Below are 18,635 nucleotides of genomic sequence, written 5' to 3' on the forward strand. Positions count from 1 at the left end.
GGAAGGTCACGTCCCTGTGGGGCGTGACCTTCCAAATTTGGGCTTAAAAAAATTTGCGATTAACCCTGAGAAGGAAAATTTGACTTGTCTCCTGAATTTTTCTTCTCAAGAGCTAAGGAAAATTTGACATCTCTCCTGAATTTTTTTTCTCAAGAGCTGTGGAATCAGAACTTGTAATAGAAAGTCGTTTACTAATGAACCAGCGAAACGCTCTAATAAAATCGAGACTAGAGGACAGAAAGCGTTTTTTACCGAACTTAGTATATCCAGAATATCGAGGGAACCAAGGGGTAGGAACCTCAGTAATGTGGTAGCCAAAGCCAGATAAAACAGCCAACAAATAGCGATGCGTAACAACATCCATAGGAAGCGCCGCAACTAATTCTCTAGGTATAAGCTTGATCCAGTTCATATCATGAATTTTTAAGCCAAAGAGAAGACGGCAAGTTGTATTTGCTATCTTAGAAGCTAATTTTTTTCCATCTCCGCGATTTTGTCGCCATCCTGCTACTCCGTGTACTTCCTTAGTACAAGCCTCTAACAATATTGGGATATCCAATTCAGGATTAGACTCTAAATCGGCTTGGCCCCAAAGAATCCAATCATTATTGGTATTAGCGATCGCAGTTTTCCATACACCAGTTACTCCAAGGCGCTTAGGATGAGTAATTACAGTCAAAAAATCATATTTTTGCTGTAACTGAACTAAAATTTTGGGGCTTTCATCAGTACTGCCATCGTCAATAAGGACTACAGGTAACGTAAATCCAAGACGCAAAAAGGCTTTTTCAATTAAATCAAACAGTCTTTCAAGGTTGCCTTCTTCATTTAAAGCAGGTATGACAACTGTTACAGAGCGACTTTCTAAAGGGAGTTGCTGAGGCAAATTAGCTGTAAGCATGGAAGATCCTGACATAAAGTTAGAAGCCTAATTTAATGTTCTGATTTTGCAAAGCGTAATCTATATTATTTGTTCATTATTTTTTATGAAATACTTTATAAAATAGTATTTCATTCTACGTATTTTAGCTTAGGCGAGCTTTAATATGAGATTCCGATAAACTTTTAGCACAGTCTTACCATTTCGGTTTCTCAGCGTCTATGATGCTCCAAATATTGCATAAAGAAAGATTTTTGATGTGCATCTCTTACTACAAATAATTGTTCAAATAAGAATCGATTGAAAACTTTTATGTGATCTTACCCAAGCTTTAAAATCGCAAATAAATCGTCAAAATATTATTTCAAGTATTTTAACTATGTCTATTGATCTTCGTGACAAACACATCCTTGTAATCTCATCGGTTTATCCGACTACATCTGATGGCAATCATGGAGCATTTATCCGTGAAACTGTATTGCAACTGCGATCGCTTGGAATCCGATTTACAATTTTTGCTCCAGCGTACGAAGGGTCTCAGACTCATAATCTAGATGATATTGAAGTTTATCGGTTTCGATACTTTTTTAAACGGTTTGAGAATCTAGTTCGAGACGGTGCACCCACAAAACTACAAAAGCAACCTTTATACATATTAGTTGCCCTTTTATATATTTTGCTTGGGACATGGCAACTGTTTTGGCTATGTAAAAAACAAAAACCTGACTTAATCCATGTTAACTGGCCATTTCCTCATGGTTTAATGGCTTACCCTGTAAGCAAACTACTTAGCATTCCTATGCTTTTTAGCTTTCATGGAGCCGAGCTTCTGCTAGCTAAAAAATTTAGTTTTGTTGGTTCAATCTTGCGCTGGCAAATACCAATGGCTAAGGGCGTAACTGCCAATTCTTCATTTACACAAGCACTAATTCAAAAGCTCTACAGTGGAGATGTTAGTGTCATCCCCTATGGCTTAACAATTGAGCCTAAAACTCCATGCGTGAGAAATCTCGAAGAAGATACCAAACTCTTGTTTGTGGGTCGGCTCGACGAACGTAAAGGGCTTCGCTACCTATTAGAGGCTTTACCGTTAGTTCTTCGCAAATATCCAGTACGTTTGCGCATTGTTGGTAAAGGGATCTTAGAAGATGAGATCAAGCAGCAATGTCAGGAACTAAAACTAGGTGAAATAATTGATTTCTTGGGGTTTGTAAGTAAAGAAGAATTGGCAAATGAGTACGCATCTTGCAATATTTTTGTTTTACCAGCTATTGTAGATAGCAAAGGAGATACTGAAGGCTTAGGTATTGTTATGATTGAAGCATTAGCTCATGAAAAACCTGTAATTGCCAGTGCTGTTGGCGGTATTGTTGATGTTATTCAATCTGGTGTTACAGGATTACTAGTAAATGAAAAAGATCCTGAAGCGCTCTCTCAATCAATTATTGAACTCATTGCTGATCCAGTTCGAGCAAAGGAGCTAGGTCAAAGAGGACTAAAAGATATTCAAGAGCGTTTTGGATGGTCACGTCTCGTTTTGCTATGGCAGGATGTGTTTACAAAAGCCTTGGTAAAAACATAGGTAAAAACATAATTTAGATGATTATAAAAACTAGATTCTATTCATCTTAGTAAGTGTAAATATGGCAATCCCTCGTCCTTTATCTCGTCTTTTGTTAGTACTTCTAGTCATCATTCCACTTGGAATTATTGGCGTTCTAGCAGTTACTATTTTATTGCCAACTTTAAAAAACCCTGAGTCTCGCAGCTATTCATCCGATATTGGTTATCCAGCTCGACAACGTAAAGCAGGCAAACCAATTAAGGTAGAAACAGCATTGGTGAGTCAGCAACCTATAGATGATTCTGTTTCAGCTCCTGGTGAGTCGGTTGCCTTACAGGAGGTTGATCTTCAGCCTCTAGTGTCGGGATCTGTCGCAAAAGTATATGTACAAGAAGGCGATCGCGTAACTAAAGGTCAACCATTAATCGAGCTGAACAAAGAACTTTTTGAAAACATGGTTGATACAGCTCGTAATAATATTGCGATCTCTGAAGTTGGACTTCAAAGCATAGAGCAGACCGCACAAGAGCAGATAGCTTCGTTGGAAGCAAACGTCCAAAGCCTAAGAGGACGAGTGGCGATTTTTGACACGAAGCTTAGCCAATCAGAAACTTTAGTTAAAGAAGGAGCACTCTCAAGGTTTCAACTAGCAGATACTGAGGATCTATATCTGATCCGTAAACGCGATCTCTACACGGCTGAGAGAGAATTGGATCGGACTCGAAATGATCTGGCGCGTCAAGCGGAAAGCCTCCAGCTTAAGTTAAAAAACGATCAACTTGCCTTGCAAAATGCACTCACAAACTTAGAACGCACCGTAATTTATGCCCCAAACAACGGACTAGTGAGCCAAATCAATATTCATAGTGGCGAGGTTGCGAACTTGAATACAAAGCTGATGACTTTAAATCAAGATATTGTCTTTAAGGCTTATGTTGATCAAGCTCGTCTAAATACTGTTAAAGTTGGCGATCGCGCTACAGTAAGATTTGTAGCTTATCCAGGCCAGACTTATACGGGGCAAGTGATCCGACTAAATCCCACAGTTGAAACTAATCCTACTCAGGGCAAAGCTGGAGTTAATCGACAATTTACTTATTCGGTTTGGATTAGAGTCCAAGATTTGGAAATGTCTCCTGGTTTACAAGGGTATGTGCAGTTTGATCAAGGTAGAAACAGTATGGTGATTCCTGAAAGTTCTATCACCCATCTATCTGAGGGTGAAGGTATGGTTATAGTTGCGGAAGGTGGACTGGCTGTAGTTAAAAAAGTTAAGCTAGGAAGAACTTTCGATAGTCAACGCGAAGTTTTAGATGGATTAGCTTTAGGCGATCGCGTTGTTCTTTCTCCAAGGGCTTTAAATCCTGGTGATAAGCTAGAGACTTAGCTTTATATTTTTCAATTTTGTGATCAGTATAAATTTTTTTACAGTTTAGTTTAAGGATACGTAAATGCTAAAAGTCATTAATGAGGAAGTCTGCAAAGATCCTAAAAGTCTAAATAATCAATTCTTGAATGCAATTCCATTCCCTCATATTGTCATAGAAAATTTCTTGCATGAGGATTTGGCAGAAAAGCTAGTTTCACAATTCCCAGAATTGTCAATGATGCATTCCTCTCATCACTATTTTTTTAATCAAAAGCACGAATTGTCATTTTGGTATCAAGTATCTGATTTGTTCTCTCAATTGCATCAAGACTTGCTCTCCGATGAATTCAGGGAATTTATTAGTCAAGTTTCTGGCAAGCAAGTGTTTATGGATGCTGATTACTGTGGCGAACTTCATCAAGCGTGTGATGGCGGATTCTTAGACATGCATGTTGATTTCAATTTGCATCCCAAAAATCAGACTTGGATTCATGAGTTGACTCTCTTGATATATCTCAATAAAGATTGGCAAGATGATTATGGTGGTGAGTTGCTGATGCAGCATCATGACAACCCCAAAGTATACGAAGTTGCTCCAGTATTTAATCGCTGCACGATTATTCTTTCCAACGAAACAACCTTTCATGGCTATCGGAAGTTAAATCTGCCTGAGAATATAACCCGTAAATCAATTTTAGTGAATTTCTATCGAGAAGTTGAACCGAGCCAAATTCCCCCTCGCAGACCAACTGTTTGGGCGACCAAGAAGGTTTCACCGTTGAAAGCCCTACTTGCCAGAATTTATAACCCAATCAGTGCACTTAAGCACAGAATATTTGGGCTGACTACGGCGGGAGATCGCGAAGAAGCAAAAAAAATCAAGGAGCAGATTAAAAAAAATCTGAATATAAGGTAGAAAAAACCTTGAATATGAAGCACCACCTCGGAGACCCACTATTTGGGCAACCAAAAAAGTTTCTCCGCTAAAATCTCTTCTAGCCAAGATTTATAATCCGATTAGTACGCTTAAACATAGGTTGTTCGGTCTAACTACAGCAGGAGATCGCCAAGAGGCAGAGAAAATAAGAGATCGTAATCTAAACAAGTAATTAGAGATTTTTATGAGTTAAATTTGTAGACCAATGAAAATTGTATCGCGATCGCTTAATTGGGCTATAGCTCAAGTGAATAGGCAAAAAATAATTCTTCTTGTCGGTTCTATTGCTTTAATCTTGAGCGCTAGGTCAGCTTGGTATATATTACCTTCAGACACTCTAGAAGCCTTTGGAGCGAGTCTGACAATTGCCAATTACTATAGGATAATACCAATTATATTTGGTTGCCTAGGGCTGATTTTGACTATTGTACAAGTCAAAATAAAATCCCTGCGCTTACTTTTCTGGAGTGGATTACTTATAGTTTTACTCTTTCCCTATTTTCAAGTTACTTGGTCGCCTTCGATTACATTTTTAGCTAATAATTATTTCACTCAGAACGCTAGAGTTGATCGTCATGTAGAAAAGAATTTCTCGGAAATACAAGCTCAATGGAAGCAAAATATATTCTTAGATAAACCAGACACGCCAGAGCCTAGCTTAAATGCTTTAATCGAAAATAGTAGGTTTTTTCAAGTGTCTGGCTTAGAGAAATTCTTTAAGGATGTTCTTGGTTACGATGTCAACTTTTTTGCATACATAAGCCTAAATTGGGCGATCGCAATTCTTGGCTTTTCGATTAGTTTATTTGGACTATATTTGGATAAAAGCCATACAGCCGTCCCACTACTGGCAAAAGACATAGGAAGATTATTGCCGTGGGTATCTATAGTACTTATTTTCTTATCTATATCAATACTAATACCTAATATTATCAATTATCAATTAAATATATCCTATGCAAAAGGAGAATATCGCTTTGTGCAGAGTATGAGCAAAACTCTGGCAACTATATATCCTCCCCTACAAGGTGATAATTTCTTTTGGGAGCGAATGGCAAAAGCTGGTTATTACAACGAGCAACCAGACACAGCTCTAATTGAACTTGCAAAAGGCTTAGAAAGCTATGACCTAAAAGACTGGATTAATGCTGAAACGCATTTCCAAGAATCACTCAATCTTCAACCGAAAAACTTTTTAGTCAGAGGATACCTTGCTTCTGCAATCTTAAATCAGGGCATTAGCGATTTTAACGATTTAGGTAATCGTAACGCAGCAACGGCGACTGTTTCTTTTGAAAGAGTTTTAACGATTTTCCCAAATCATACTGAAGCTCTATATGACTTGATGTTAGTTAGCGCTGTTAATGGTGAGTTTGATAAGTCTGCGGATACTGCCATGAAGATTATAGAAAACCAAAAATATTCACAGCGCCCACGCTCTGCATTATTGGGGCAAGCATATTTACACCTTGCTTGGAAAGAATTTAAAGATAAAGATTATAAAAATGCTTGGCGACGGTATCGACAATCAGTTGATGATAGCGCTTGGAAAGTAGTTATTGAGGAAGATCAATGAAACGATTTGGCAATTCTCTAATATCTTTAGCTCTGGTTCTAACTCTTGGCTGTTTATTAGGGCTGTTAGGTTTTGCAATATGGGATAAAGCTCCTACGCCATTAACTTCAGTGTCATGGTCGCCTACAGCACAGTGGATCACAACTCCACAGCCTAGTTATCGACTATATGCTCGTCATACCTTCAATCTAACGAATAAAGCACAGGCTGCATGGCTGAGATTGAGTGCGGATAATAGTTTTATTCTTTATGTCAATGGTAAACAATTGGGACGGCAATTAGCAACGACAAATAGTTCTTTGTCTTTTGCAGCTCGCAATACCTTAGCCAATCAGAATATAAATGATAGTGAACACTATGATGTTCGTCTTGAAAATCGATTCATAGGATATCATCACCACTGGAAACAAACGTTTTATGTAGATTTATCTGAGGTTTTGAGTACTGGTGAAAATGTAATTGCCTTAGAAGTTCAAAAGCAGCGACAGGATGCTCGTGTGGTTGTTGAAGGATATATTTATCCTGTGAAGGGAGCAAATCCTCTAAGTATTACAACTGGTGAATCGCAATGGAAAGTATCTTCTCTCGCAGAAAACGAGCAAAACATTTCTTGGTTTGAGCCAAATTTTTCTGATGAAAACTGGATAGAACCCAAGTTAGCAGGTGCTATTAAAGAAAAAACTTTTAGTAGATTGAGTCAGAATATTTTCGAGCGTGTTCTCGAAGGATCTTGGATCACGGGAACCGAGAGTAAAAAGGAAGAACTTTGGTTCAATGGAATTTGGGATGTTCCACAATCTCAAGGACGCTCATTTATTCGATTTTCTGGTGATGGAGAATATTTGCTGTTGCTAAATGGGCAGATGGTTAGTACCTACAGGAGTGATGATAATAAAAAGCTGCACCTATTTGAAGTTACTAATTTGATGCATAAAGGTCAAAATATTCTGAGTGCTAGGTTAGCAAGATCTCTAAATATTAATTCAAATGATTCTCCAAGAATCCCTTTAGGCTTTTTTTTAGATGGTTGGAGAGAAAATATGAATGGCGAAGTTGTTGATACGATCGCCACTAATTCAAGTTGGCAAACATCTTCAACACCACGGTTTGATGAATCTTCTCCCAGAGCGATCGCCTTTAGGCTTCCAGATCCTCAAGAATTTAATCGCCTATTTGAAGGTAATGCCTATTTACTAAACTATCCTGACTTTTTACTCCATAGTTCCTTTTGGCAAATATTGGGCATGGGAGCAGCTATTGTTAATGCCTTGCTAATTGGGCGATTGGGCTTTAATTCATCAGGCATGTTCAACTCATTAATTGCTGGAGCAGGGGTAATGCTGCCAGGCACTTTATTTCTAATCGGCATGGGATTGCTGAAACACCGCTATGCTGAGTCAGAGATGGGGATACTATTTGCCCATCCTTCGGTCAATGTTCTTATATTGCTTATATTTATTAGCATTCAAGTCATCACTTTATTAGGTGGCATCTGGAGCAACTCACAATATTCAAATGCTAACCGTAATAGCTTTCAAATTTCACTATGGGCTAAAAAATTTGCTGACTCTTCTCTCGAAAATTGGAGTTGGTTATTCACTAAATTACAATTATCTCGTTGGGGACAATGGATTTGGCTAACAATGATTGTTGGCATTGGTTTTGGACTCAGAGCGTATGATTTGGCTGCGACCGCAAGAGACTCTGATGAAAACACTTCTCTTGATGCAATTAGAGGAATTCTCAATACAGGCGCACCTGTTGCTACTTCAGGGATTTGGTATACTCGTGGTCCCCTCTATCACTACTCTGTCGCACTCTGGCTCAAGATATTTGGCTACTCTTCTGAAAACGCGCGATTTACATCCGTTATTTTTGGGACAATTACACTGGTTTTAGTCTTTTTCTTAGCACGAAAGTTTACTGGAAAAATATGGCTAGCACTTCTGATTACAGCAATTTTGGCGATCGACCCTTGGGAATTAGCAATTTCGCGCAACACAAGATTTTACCAGTTCTTACAAATGAATGTCATGCTTGCCTTCTTGTTTTTTGCAAAGGGTTTTATTTTTAAGGAAGGTAAAATTTATCAGTCTCTATTTTTTGTTTCGACAATGGCTTTTTTGCTTACTCAAGAAGGTTATTTGACACTTTTACCCTGTTTCCTAATCGGATTTCTCTGCTTTTACAGACCATTTTCTCTGAAGAAGGATTGGTCAATTGTTATGAGTACTGCCATCGTAATCTTAATATTTGGGTTTAATTTAATCTTCTTTCTTATTCGTTGCTTGACTCCACCAGTCGGGATATCAAGTGGATCCTCTGTACAGGTTAAACTTCAGCTAGGAGATATTACTGGCTTTGCGGAAGGTCTGTTAGTTGGTAATAGCAGAATCAATGTCATCTATAGTTTGTTTTTCTTATTGGGATTCGTTTACTTCCTAATCAAAAGAAACACCAAATTAATCTTCCTATTTAGTAGTATCTTCCTTTTCTTATTTTCAATTACAATTTTAGTAGTTCAGATTTCTCCCCGTTATACTTTTGCAATTTATCCACTTTTTGTAACTTTATCAGTTTATAGTGCGTTTTGTATTTTAGGAAGTCTAGGGGAAATACTGGAAAATGGAATTAACAAATTATTGCCTTTAAGAGCGATCGCGTTGTTTTGTGTTGCTCTGTTATTTATTGGTAATTTGGAGCCTGGTAGGTTACTAGCGGGTTATCAAGATGCTCTAGCCAGAGAAAATCCAAAATTATTTGACTATATTAAAGACCATTTACAACCCAATGATGTTGTAGTCGCTAACTTACCTGCTGCTGCCGCTGTTTCACTTGGTAAACTTGATTATTTCCTACCATCTCAAGGCATTTTAAGCCTTGATGGATTTTACTTAAATCAGGGGCAAATGATTGATCGGTGGGCAGGTGGTAAGGTAGTTAACAGCGTCGATCAATTTTCCGAAGTCTTAAATAAGTCAAATCGTGTCTGGATTCAGCTAGATGATAACCCTCAACCTCAAGATCCAAACCAAAGAGAACTATATGACTATGTTCGGACGCTAGGAAAATCTGTGTTTGAACCTTATGGGGCTCGCTTACGTCTGTGGCAAAAAGCAGACGGTATGCTGCCAAGAGAAGCCAACGATGGTAAAGACTTAGGGAATTATTGAATTTACCCAATTTTTTATTCAATTTTTTACTCAACTTTTAAAGCCGCTAGAAGCCATCTATGAAAGATAAGTTACCAATTCTGTTAAAAACAACGGTCAGTTTCGGACTACTCGCTTTTATTTTTACGCGCATTGATCTCAACCAAGTGTTGAGCCGTCTGCAAAATCTTTCTTTTCCTTTTGTTCTTTTTGCTTTGCTCTTCTATACTGGCTGTCAATGGCTTAGCTGCCTAAGATGGCAAGTCGTGCTTAAGTCTGCTGGGTACCATATACCAATTCGCTATTTACTGAGTAGTTATTTTGCGGGGATGTTTGTCAGTATCTTTTTGCCTAGTTCTGTTGGGGGAGATGTTTATCGTGTTTATCGGATTACCAAAGCGATCGACGCACCAGAAGCAGCTTTCGCATCAGTTTTCCTAGAAAGATTTACTGGGTTAGCAGCCGTTTTTGCGCTTGCTCTTGTCGGTATTCCCCCAGCACTAAAAATTATTGGTAGTTGGGATATTGTTGTGCTTTTCCTTTTCTGTTCTGGCATCATTTGGGGCGGTTTTCTTTTGATTGCTAGTCCTTTGCTGCTGCGTTGGAGCAGACCTTGGTTATTGAAAATAAGGCTTGGTGGTTTGTGCGATCGCCTTGACAAAGTTCAGCTTGTCGTTATTCAATACCTTAAACATCGACAATCCCTTGGACTAGCGATCGCAATTTCCTTTGTTGTTCAGTTATCCATAATTTTTTATCAATATCTCCTTGCTCAACAATTACAAATCCCCATCTCATATTTAGCACTTTTAGTATTTACACCCATTTCTATAGTGGTGACCTTGATGCCGATTTCTTTGGGCGGATTAGGAATTCAAGAAGGTTTATGGGCTTATCTATTTACTAGAATTGGATTAACAGCTGAGCAGGCTGTCCTTTTATCTCTCACTTTCACAGTACTAGGATGGATTCTTGCGCTTCCTGGAGCCATAATTTTGTTTCTAGATTCTAAAGGCTTAAAACCCACAAAATAATAGGAATAATAGGAGCAAAAAATAGATGATGATCAAATATTTATTGGCAATGATTTCAATATTGACTTCTTTTCTCTTCTCACCAGAAAAATTCTTCTGGTATTCTTTGGGAAATAACACACCATTTGCTGAAGCTCAAACTCCTGCTGGTTCGCAGTGGAGTGTCCTCACAAAAGCCGATCCCAACTTTTTGGCTTTCTTAGTAAAAGCTGTTGTTGTTGACAGTAAGAATGGTGCGATCGGCCGAAATCGCGATGGCTTTATGACTGTAGGTTTTCAGCGTTACTCCAGTCGATTTATTGCCTATGGCATCTTGACAAAAAATGTCCAATTAGTTGATCTTGGAATCAAAATCATAGAGTACCCTCTATCTTTTCAGAAAACTGATGGAAGCTTTGAGGATTATTCTCCTGAGAGTAAAGGCAAGAGTTCTGCTAGTAGTGTGGCGTTTTACTTAAATGATTTAGGTGAAAGTTTATTGCTGTGTCAAAAGTCTAAATGGTTTCAAGAAAGCAAGGAAACTAGCTATCTACGCACAAAAATCATCGAAATGAAACCGACTATCTCCAAATCTCTAACTTGGTTGATGTCACAAGAATCTGAACTCATCAAAGGAGACGGAAATGGAAGAGCTACCAATCGTCTGTGGAAGGATGCCAATGCCTTTTATCTGACAGGTAGAGTGTTAGATCGTATAGATGCAGTAAGACTAGGTGAAAAATTTGCCATGATGTCATTGCAACAACAGAACGCTGAAGGCGCATTTTTAGAGCAATATGGTTTTGACAGTAGCTACCAAGGTGTTTCTATTGAACAAGCTGTGCTGTTTTATACAAATTTGAGTTCTCAAGCTAATCAAAGACCGATTGTGTGGGATGCTATTAAACGAGCTGTTGCACTCGAATTAAAATCCATTCTATCTAGTGGCGAAGTTAATACAAAGGGCAATACAAGGGTTACTGTGGGGGGAGAAACCTACTTTGGCAAGGAGAAAACAGTAGATTACTTGGCATTGGTGGATGGGCTAAGTTACTATTATCATCTAACTCAAGACCAAAGTATCAAAGATACCCTAGATCGAGTATTTGTTTTTTATTCCAAAAAGTAATTCCTTTCTGGATATATTTTCATGTTTTCTTCTATCAAAATTCGTGAAAACCTCGCAGCACAGTCTTTATTGAATGTATTTATTATATTTAATATTAGTTCTCAAAATGTAAGGGGGTATTCTGAGATTCATACTCCTTTGCTAGGTTATTATACCAATTCTCGAAAGTGCTACTACACTGTCGAGAATTGGTGTAATAACCTAGATGCCAAGATTCATACATTATTTGTCTGTCTTAGTAAGGATGACGATCGCTATAAATCACAAGACTATATTGATTGAACATGATCAGTATTGATCTGATACATCTCGAATAGTGAAAATTTAAAACCTGTGAATTGAGAGAGCATTATATGGAATTCCCATTGGTATCAGTTATCGTTCCAACTTATAACTCTGCTGATTTTTTGGAGCCATGCCTGAAATCTATTCTTGAACAGGGCTATGAAAAAACTGAACTAATTGTTGTAGATAATAACTCAAATGACAATACTAAAATGATTGCAAAAAAATACACTGAGCATGTCTATAACAAAGGTAATGAAAGAAGTGCTCAAAGAAATTTTGGTGTCCATCAATCGAATGGTGAGTACGTTTTGATGATTGATAGCGATATGGTATTGACTAAGGGGGTTGTACAAGCCTGTGTTGAGGTTGTCCAGAAAGATTTACAACTTAAGGCATTAATTATTCCCGAAGAATCATTTGGTGAAGGTGTCTGGGCTAAATGTAAGAAACTAGAAAGATCCTTTTATAGTGGTGTTGATTGGCAAGAAGCGTCAAGATTTTTTGATAAGAATGCGTATCTTGAAGCTGGCGGCTATGACGAGGCTATGACGGGATGGGAAGACTATGATCTACCTAATCGCATTGAGTCAAAGCATGGCACTGGGAGTATTGGTCGTGTTAAAACGTTAATTTATCATAACGAGCGTAAACTGAATTTGTTCGCATCCTGCCGCAAAAAGTTTTACTACGCAAAAACCTTAGATCTATATATTCATAAGGATACAAACAAAGATAGACTGCATAAACAAACTTCAATTATTCGTAGATACGGAGTTTTCTTTGCAAACCCTTCCAAGCTTTTCAAGAACCCACTTTTAGGAATTGGTATGTTATTTATGAAAACATGTGAGTTTGCCGCTGGAGCTTCTGGTTATGTGGTCGGAAAATTTTCATCCAAGCAATGATTCTCATAAAATTTTGCCGATGAGCGATCGCCCTATATAGTAGCTATTTCTCGATTGAGATGCGATCGCACTATCTTTAGCTAGCCATTCTAAGCTTGGATCGAAAAGAGTTGATCGTTTTGGTAGAGTCAGTCCCAAGATTTTAGCTGGGTTAACACTAAGGGCTTGCCAAAGCTCACTAGCTGTTAATAATCCTGTAACCACTAAGTTTTGCCAGAGGACGGGGAGAGCAAACTCTAAGCCGATCGCACCTGCGGGTGCAACCTCAAAAGGCACGACTTTTTCTTCGTAAGCGCAGGGAGTATGGTCGATCGCAATACTATCAATTGCTCCTGATTTAATACCTGCAATCAACGCAAGGCGATCTCTTTCGCTGCCGAGGGGAGGCATCAAGCGGAGATTTGGGTCATAGGTTTCTAAATCGCGATCGCAGTGACAGAGATGTAACCAAGTTGTGCTGGCGGTTACAGGTAATCCATCATTTTTGGCTTGAGCAATTAGTTCCACACTCTGATCGGTGGAGAGCCGCATGAAATGGGTGGGTGCTTTGGTAAGGCGGACTAACTCAATTAAGGCGGCAAGAGCTACGGTCTCGGCGGCGGCAGGATAACCTGTCATGCCATATTGTAGCGACCATTTCCCTTCTCGAATTACGCCACTACCTGCGAGGTCAGGGTTTTGAGGAAATAGGGCAATTGGTTTACCAAGCGGTTTGATATATTCCATAGCGCGGCGAACCAGCAGTAAATTAGCGATCGGTTTGCTATCAGTAAAACCAATTACGGATTCGGCTAGCTCGGCAATATCGGTGAGTTGTTTCCCTTCTAAGCCCTTGGTGATTGCGCCCCATGGTTGCAGAATATCTCCATGTTTTTGCTGCACATTGCGCCAAAATTCTAGGGCGGCAATATCGTCGATTGCGGGTTGGGTATTGGGCAAAACGCCAATCGTAGTAAATCCCCCATTTTTAGCCGCTTGCACTAGCTCAGATATCGTTTCTCTAGATTCATGCCCTGGTTCGCTACTTTTACTATAAAGATCAATCATCCCAGTTCCTAAGATCACACCTGAACGCTCATCAATATTTATTGCCTGAGGAATTTGGGATTGATCAAAGTTAGTGTGGATTTGGCGATCGCCATCAACAAAAACATCGGCAAAAGTTTCCACAATCTTTGCGGATGAATCTGCATCAAGAATACGTACTTGCTTAAATAGAACTGGATAAGCAATGGAATTTTCTAAAGACATGTTTGACAAGTAAAAAGGAAAAAGGAAAAAGGAAAAAAGCAATTATTTCTTTTTTTCCTTTTTCCTTTTTACTTTACAACGGTTTTACTGAACAATATTTAGCGATCGCTGATTTTGGTAGTAGCTCCGCCATTGCCATTTGCCTTGTGTATCGACAGTGGGGGTAAACACACGCACATCAAGCGAATTTAAGCCAATTTCTTGGACGATAATTTCAGGGTAGCGATCGCCATTGATCTCTTGGATGCCATAAAGGGCATAACTGCTAACGCTATCATTGATGTAGGAAAGCGCTCTAGTATGGGTCAAAATCGGCTCTGATGTCCAATCTCCGTTTGCCGATTTCCGTAACATTACTAACATGCTGTACTCTTGGCGCTCAAGGGCGGAGCGGGATAGAAACTCTTTCCACACTTGGGGATCGAATCCTGCTGGACGAATTGGATTGTCGAGGCGTAAACCTGCAATGATTTCAGGCTGATTGTCACCATCGATATCTGCACATACTAACGAGGCGATCGCTACTTGCGAGGTTGATGCTTGATTTGCACCAAGTTTTAGAAATAAATTACGCGATTTTTCCAGTATAAGGGGTTGAATTTTGCTGGGGCAGTTAAAAAAGTAGGTGCGATCGCTTGCCGTATTAATGTGATCGCTAGCCACAATTGTTAAATTGGGCTGACGCAAAATGGCAGGATCAAGGATCTTTGTCGGTTGATTTTTATCACTTTCGGCTGGTGCTTGCACTTTAAAACTTGCGATCGCGCCAAAAGCATCTGAGCCACGCACTGCACTCACTTGGAACATTCCAAGGGGTTTGCCAAACTGCATCAATGCAAATTTACTACCCACAGGGATCGATTGAATTACCCGATCTAAACTGCCGAACTGCTCCACCAAATCCGAAGGGACAATACCTTCGATCGTTTTGCCATCGGGAGAAGATTGGATAAACAAGAAAATAGGTATAGGTTTTTTGTCAGCTTCAGGTTTTTTGTCATTATTGGGGCTAACGCAAGCATTGAGACCAATAGCAATTCCTAAAATTACGAGAGATGTAGCTATAGAGCAGTGAATTTTGTTTTTGGATTGTCTAAATGGCATGATATGCAAGCAGTCTAGAGGTATCTGTCTCAAAAATATAAGTGTGTGCAAAGCATACACTTATATTTTATGTAAATAGATGTAATTAATTACAAGCCCAAATCTGTAAGGTTTCGTCCCTGCGGGGCAAAACCTTACAGATTTGAGAATTTATTTTATTTGGATTCCATCACTTCGGCTAAGCGTTCGACAGCTAATGTCAGGCGTTCTTGAGGATCAGGCTTGACTTCCGCAGCTTCTTCACGAACTTCTTTGCGCTTCATTGCCTCAAAAGAACGAATGAGTAGGAAGATCACAAAAGCGATAACGAGAAAGTTAATCACAGAGGCAAGAAACACACCATATTTAATTCCATTGATTTGCAACAGAGCAAGATCCTTAACATTTGCAGCTTGGAGTGCTGGATTCAGCAGCAAAGGGGTGATGATGTCCTCGATCAAAGAAGTGACAATTTTGCCAAAAGCGCCGCCAATGACTACAGCAACTGCCAAATCAATCACATTACCCTTCATGATAAAGTCCTGAAAGTCTTTCATAAAACCTCCAGCAGCACGTCTACTGTTTTGCAAAGCCATAAAATATTCTCCTTAAACTAAGTATGGTCTTAACGAGCGGCGTTTCGCACCGCCCATTACTTATAACTCTTTGCGCTCAAAAATAACCCAATAAATTTTTTAAAGGTATTTGCAAATACCTTTAAAAAATTTATTGTGGTTATTTTGAGCGTCGATTGTTATAAAGAAATAGATTTTAATTATCAGTCTTTTGATCACGTTTTACAGATCGAGATTCGTTACGTTCAGAAAAAATCTTTAACGATGGTAAGGCGATCGCTTGATGACGATACAAGCGATACATCAAATACATACAGAGCGCGAAATAGCCCGAACTTAAGGTTGCTTTCATTAGTTCGGCGGTAACCTGCAAAGTTTCACCCTCCGTTGGTACGCCGCCCATTGCCCCATAGGCGATCGCCCAAGTCAGCATCAAGGCGATCGCCACTTGGCTAACATCGCGGACTTTACGGCTGCTTCTTTGACGAATCAAGGCTAACGCCGATGGAATCAGTCCAAATACTGGCATTAAACAAAAAAACATTTCAATTCGTTCTTTGGTCGAATCTCGAGATATTTGTTCTGGTTTCTCGATTAGGCGATCGCGCTTAGAATAACGGCTCATAAATTTACCTTTGCTTCTGTGACGATGTTAGCTCTCATATATCGCTTTGCGTTTAAACCCAAACAAATAAATTTATTGGGGTCTTCTGATCGTAAAGCAAGGAACCACAAGAAATTTTGCAAAACGTCGCTTTGCAACGTTTTGCAAAATTTCTTGGTTCGAGTTTAATCGCAAAGCGAAGTAAAAGCGTGGCAGATAATTTTATAAAAATTAACAAACTAAAAAACTCTATGAGATTTACGCCACCATAAGTCAAAATCTATAACGGTCAGTCAGATATGGCAGTTTTCATTGTGCCGTAGGCACAATGAAAACTCAAAAACCTTACTGGGATTAATTTTTTATTTTCAAATGAGATCATACTCATTTGAAAATAAAAAATTAATGGAAATTGGCGTGAAATTTACAGCTTCGTTAATTTTAAAGGGAGAAAGTCTTTACTTCTATGGATGCAGCAACTATTCAAACTTTTATTGCTACTAACTTAAATCTGCTGGCTGGAGCAGCTTTTAAAGTTATTGCCGCGATAATCCTCTGGTTTATTGGGCGCAAACTGATCGATTTTTCGATCTCCATCACCTCCAGCACGCTAAAAAAACAACGTATTGATGCAACACTGATCAGCTATCTGACTTCTAGCCTTTCAGTGTTATTAAACATCATTCTAGTTGTAGCTATTCTTGGATACTTTGGTGTTGAAACAACCTCCTTTGCTGCGCTTTTAGCGGCGGCTGGTATAGCGATCGGTGCTGCATGGAGCGGCTTATTAGCTAACTTCGCCGCTGGGGTATTCCTGATCGTCTTGCGTCCATTTCAAGTTGGTGATTTTATCTCCGCTGGTGGTATCACAGGCACGGTTGTAGAAATTGGCTTATTTGTAACAACCATTGATACACCTGACAATGTGCGTACATTTGTTGGTAACAACAAACTTTTCTCTGACAATATTCAAAACTATTCCACCAATCCTTACCGTCGCGTTGATCTTCAAGCACAACTAGATCATTCTGTTAACTCCAATGAAGCAGTGCGAGTTCTCCAAGAACGGATTCGCAATATTCCCAATGTAGTTAGCAATCCTGCTCCTGTAATTGAAATTATTGACTTCACCCCAATGGGGCCAGTGCTTGCAGTACGTCCTTTCTGCAACAATGCTCACTATTGGCAGGTCTACTTTGACACCAATCGAATTATTCGTGAAAGCTTTAGTGAGTCAGGGTTTCCTGTTCCTCAACAACACTTCCAAATTCGTCAGTCTTAAACCCCAAAAGCCTCGCTAAGCGAGGCTTTTGGGCAATCACTATATTTCCGAATTATGCAGCCAACTAAATTTCCATCGATTATTACGCCTTCGCAAAAAGTCCGCGTCATTGCTCCTAGTGGTGCATTACGTGAAAGGGAACGCTTTGAACAAGGTCTAAAAATCTGGCGCGATCGCGGTTATGAATTGACTATACCTGAAGATCTTAGTCAGCCTTGGGGCTATTTAGCTGGGACTGACGAGCACCGCTGTCAGCAATTTGTTGAGGCTTGGAATGATCCTGACTGTGTAGCGATCGCCTGTGCGAGAGGTGGCTATGGCTCAATGCGGTTACTCGAAAAACTTGATTGGCAAGAACTTAGCGATCGCCCTAAATGGTTAATTGGCTTTTCTGATATTACGGCTTTACTCTGGGGCTTGGCAAAACAGAAGGGGATTGGCGGCTTACATGCTCCAGTTATCACGACATTAGGCAATGAACCAGAGCGATCGCAACAGCAATTATTTGATTGGCTGGAAGGAAAAGTTGATGCGATCGCATTATCAGGGGAAGGATGGGGCAATGGTCAAGCTACAGGTGTTCTCTTACCTGCAAACTTAACTCTCGCGACGCATATTATCGGTACAGATATTTGCCCTGATCTAGAGAATGTAATTTTAGCGATCGAGGATGTATCCGAGGCTCCTTATCGGGTTGATCGCATGTTAACCCATTGGCGTTGGTCGGGACATTTGCAAAAATTAAAAGGGATTGCGATTGGGCGTTTTAGTCAATCGGAAGTTTCTACTCCTAGTTTTACAATGGAAGAAGTATGGCGCGATCGGCTAACTGATTTAGGAATTCCGATTGTGATGCATTTGCCCTTTGGTCATGATGGAGAAAATGCACCCTTATCCGTTGGTTGTATTGCTAAAATTGATGCCGATCATGGGACTTTATCTTTTACGCGATCACATTAACCCTGCACTCAAGCCCTGCACTCAAGTGCGGGCTAAAAGCTAAAACCCGTTGAAACGGGTTAAATTT

The 18,635-nt window shown here is 39.5% G+C and carries 16 protein-coding genes; 11 read left to right on the forward strand and 5 right to left on the reverse strand.

The annotated features are described in order from the left end of the window. Positions 1–112: 112 nt before the first annotated feature. Positions 113–916 carry a glycosyltransferase family 2 protein gene (locus CQ839_RS10965; RefSeq protein WP_103668320.1) on the reverse strand — a complete coding sequence of 268 codons (804 nt, stop codon included), beginning with the start codon at positions 914–916 and terminating at the stop codon, positions 113–115. 343 nt (positions 917–1,259) lie between these two features. Between CQ839_RS10965 and CQ839_RS10970 the strand changes: the two genes are divergently transcribed. From CQ839_RS10970 to CQ839_RS11005, 9 genes are all read left to right on the forward strand, one after another. Next, complete coding sequence (locus tag CQ839_RS10970) at positions 1,260–2,462, forward strand: glycosyltransferase family 4 protein (RefSeq protein ID WP_258040699.1); 1,203 nt, start codon at positions 1,260–1,262, stop codon at positions 2,460–2,462. 61 nt (positions 2,463–2,523) lie between these two features. Further along, positions 2,524–3,831 carry an efflux RND transporter periplasmic adaptor subunit gene (locus tag CQ839_RS10975; protein ID WP_103668321.1) on the forward strand — a complete coding sequence of 436 codons (1,308 nt, stop codon included), beginning with the start codon at positions 2,524–2,526 and terminating at the stop codon, positions 3,829–3,831. Positions 3,832–3,895: 64 nt separating this feature from the next. After that, entirely contained in the window at positions 3,896–4,729 is an 834-nt protein-coding gene (locus tag CQ839_RS10980; protein ID WP_103668322.1) for a 2OG-Fe(II) oxygenase, read from the forward strand. Positions 4,730–4,997: 268 nt separating this feature from the next. Beyond that, entirely contained in the window at positions 4,998–6,326 is a 1,329-nt protein-coding gene (locus tag CQ839_RS10985) for a M48 family metallopeptidase (protein ID WP_219817771.1), read from the forward strand. Continuing rightward, entirely contained in the window at positions 6,323–9,499 is a 3,177-nt protein-coding gene (locus CQ839_RS10990) for a glycosyltransferase family 39 protein (protein WP_103668324.1), read from the forward strand. The genes CQ839_RS10985 and CQ839_RS10990 overlap by 4 nt, the downstream gene beginning before the upstream one ends. A 59-nt stretch (positions 9,500–9,558) precedes the next feature. Then, on the forward strand, positions 9,559–10,512 hold the full coding sequence (locus tag CQ839_RS10995; protein ID WP_103668325.1) for a lysylphosphatidylglycerol synthase transmembrane domain-containing protein: 954 nt from the start codon (positions 9,559–9,561) through the stop codon (positions 10,510–10,512). 25 nt (positions 10,513–10,537) lie between these two features. Further along, positions 10,538–11,620, forward strand: a complete 1,083-nt coding sequence (locus tag CQ839_RS11000) for a hypothetical protein (protein ID WP_103668326.1) — start codon at positions 10,538–10,540, stop codon at positions 11,618–11,620. 21 nt (positions 11,621–11,641) lie between these two features. Beyond that, positions 11,642–11,902 carry a hypothetical protein gene (locus CQ839_RS24810; protein ID WP_146048726.1) on the forward strand — a complete coding sequence of 87 codons (261 nt, stop codon included), beginning with the start codon at positions 11,642–11,644 and terminating at the stop codon, positions 11,900–11,902. 71 nt (positions 11,903–11,973) lie between these two features. Continuing rightward, positions 11,974–12,813: a glycosyltransferase family A protein gene (locus CQ839_RS11005; RefSeq protein ID WP_103668327.1), complete on the forward strand. Its 840-nt coding sequence runs from the start codon at positions 11,974–11,976 to the stop codon at positions 12,811–12,813. Between the two features lie 3 nt (positions 12,814–12,816). Here the strand turns inward: CQ839_RS11005 and CQ839_RS11010 are convergent, their stop codons facing one another. From CQ839_RS11010 to CQ839_RS11025, 4 genes are all read right to left on the reverse strand, one after another. Next, complete coding sequence (locus tag CQ839_RS11010; RefSeq protein WP_103668328.1) at positions 12,817–14,064, reverse strand: dihydroorotase; 1,248 nt, start codon at positions 14,062–14,064, stop codon at positions 12,817–12,819. Between the two features lie 84 nt (positions 14,065–14,148). Next, a complete protein-coding gene (locus CQ839_RS11015) occupies positions 14,149–15,168 on the reverse strand; it encodes a hypothetical protein (protein WP_103668329.1) in 1,020 nt (339 codons plus the stop codon). Positions 15,169–15,323: 155 nt separating this feature from the next. Then, the gene (mscL, locus tag CQ839_RS11020; protein ID WP_103668330.1) at positions 15,324–15,743 is read right to left on the reverse strand and encodes a large conductance mechanosensitive channel protein MscL; all 420 of its coding nucleotides are present in this window, start codon (positions 15,741–15,743) and stop codon (positions 15,324–15,326) included. A 175-nt stretch (positions 15,744–15,918) separates the two neighbouring features. Next, on the reverse strand, positions 15,919–16,347 hold the full coding sequence (locus tag CQ839_RS11025; protein WP_103668331.1) for a hypothetical protein: 429 nt from the start codon (positions 16,345–16,347) through the stop codon (positions 15,919–15,921). A 445-nt stretch (positions 16,348–16,792) separates the two neighbouring features. On the opposite strand from CQ839_RS11025, the gene CQ839_RS11030 reads away from it, so the two are divergent. Both CQ839_RS11030 and CQ839_RS11035 read left to right on the forward strand, forming a co-directional pair. Further along, a complete protein-coding gene (locus CQ839_RS11030; RefSeq protein ID WP_103668332.1) occupies positions 16,793–17,608 on the forward strand; it encodes a mechanosensitive ion channel family protein in 816 nt (271 codons plus the stop codon). A gap of 54 nt (positions 17,609–17,662) precedes the next feature. Further along, the gene (locus tag CQ839_RS11035) at positions 17,663–18,568 is read left to right on the forward strand and encodes an LD-carboxypeptidase (RefSeq protein ID WP_103668333.1); all 906 of its coding nucleotides are present in this window, start codon (positions 17,663–17,665) and stop codon (positions 18,566–18,568) included. Positions 18,569–18,635 lie beyond the last annotated feature (67 nt).

The sequence above is a fragment of the Pseudanabaena sp. BC1403 genome (genome assembly GCF_002914585.1).
In the GTDB taxonomy this organism is placed as follows: domain Bacteria; phylum Cyanobacteriota; class Cyanobacteriia; order Pseudanabaenales; family Pseudanabaenaceae; genus Pseudanabaena.

Bases quoted from the DNA above. Each gene is read 5' to 3' on its own strand.
- CQ839_RS11030 (WP_103668332.1), top strand. From the start codon at position 16,793: ATGGATGCAGCAACTATTCAAACTTTTATTGCTACTAACTTAAATCTG.
- CQ839_RS11005 (WP_103668327.1), top strand. From the start codon at position 11,974: ATGGAATTCCCATTGGTATCAGTTATCGTTCCAACTTATAACTCTGCT.
- CQ839_RS11015 (WP_103668329.1), bottom strand. From the start codon at position 15,168: ATGCCATTTAGACAATCCAAAAACAAAATTCACTGCTCTATAGCTACA.
- CQ839_RS24810 (WP_146048726.1), top strand. From the start codon at position 11,642: ATGTTTTCTTCTATCAAAATTCGTGAAAACCTCGCAGCACAGTCTTTA.
- CQ839_RS10965 (WP_103668320.1), bottom strand. From the start codon at position 916: ATGTCAGGATCTTCCATGCTTACAGCTAATTTGCCTCAGCAACTCCCT.
- CQ839_RS11010 (WP_103668328.1), bottom strand. From the start codon at position 14,064: ATGTCTTTAGAAAATTCCATTGCTTATCCAGTTCTATTTAAGCAAGTA.
- CQ839_RS11035 (WP_103668333.1), top strand. From the start codon at position 17,663: ATGCAGCCAACTAAATTTCCATCGATTATTACGCCTTCGCAAAAAGTC.
- CQ839_RS10990 (WP_103668324.1), top strand. From the start codon at position 6,323: ATGAAACGATTTGGCAATTCTCTAATATCTTTAGCTCTGGTTCTAACT.
- CQ839_RS10970 (WP_258040699.1), top strand. From the start codon at position 1,260: ATGTCTATTGATCTTCGTGACAAACACATCCTTGTAATCTCATCGGTT.
- CQ839_RS10995 (WP_103668325.1), top strand. From the start codon at position 9,559: ATGAAAGATAAGTTACCAATTCTGTTAAAAACAACGGTCAGTTTCGGA.
- CQ839_RS10980 (WP_103668322.1), top strand. From the start codon at position 3,896: ATGCTAAAAGTCATTAATGAGGAAGTCTGCAAAGATCCTAAAAGTCTA.
- CQ839_RS11000 (WP_103668326.1), top strand. From the start codon at position 10,538: ATGATGATCAAATATTTATTGGCAATGATTTCAATATTGACTTCTTTT.
- CQ839_RS10975 (WP_103668321.1), top strand. From the start codon at position 2,524: ATGGCAATCCCTCGTCCTTTATCTCGTCTTTTGTTAGTACTTCTAGTC.
- CQ839_RS11025 (WP_103668331.1), bottom strand. From the start codon at position 16,347: ATGAGCCGTTATTCTAAGCGCGATCGCCTAATCGAGAAACCAGAACAA.
- mscL (WP_103668330.1), bottom strand. From the start codon at position 15,743: ATGGCTTTGCAAAACAGTAGACGTGCTGCTGGAGGTTTTATGAAAGAC.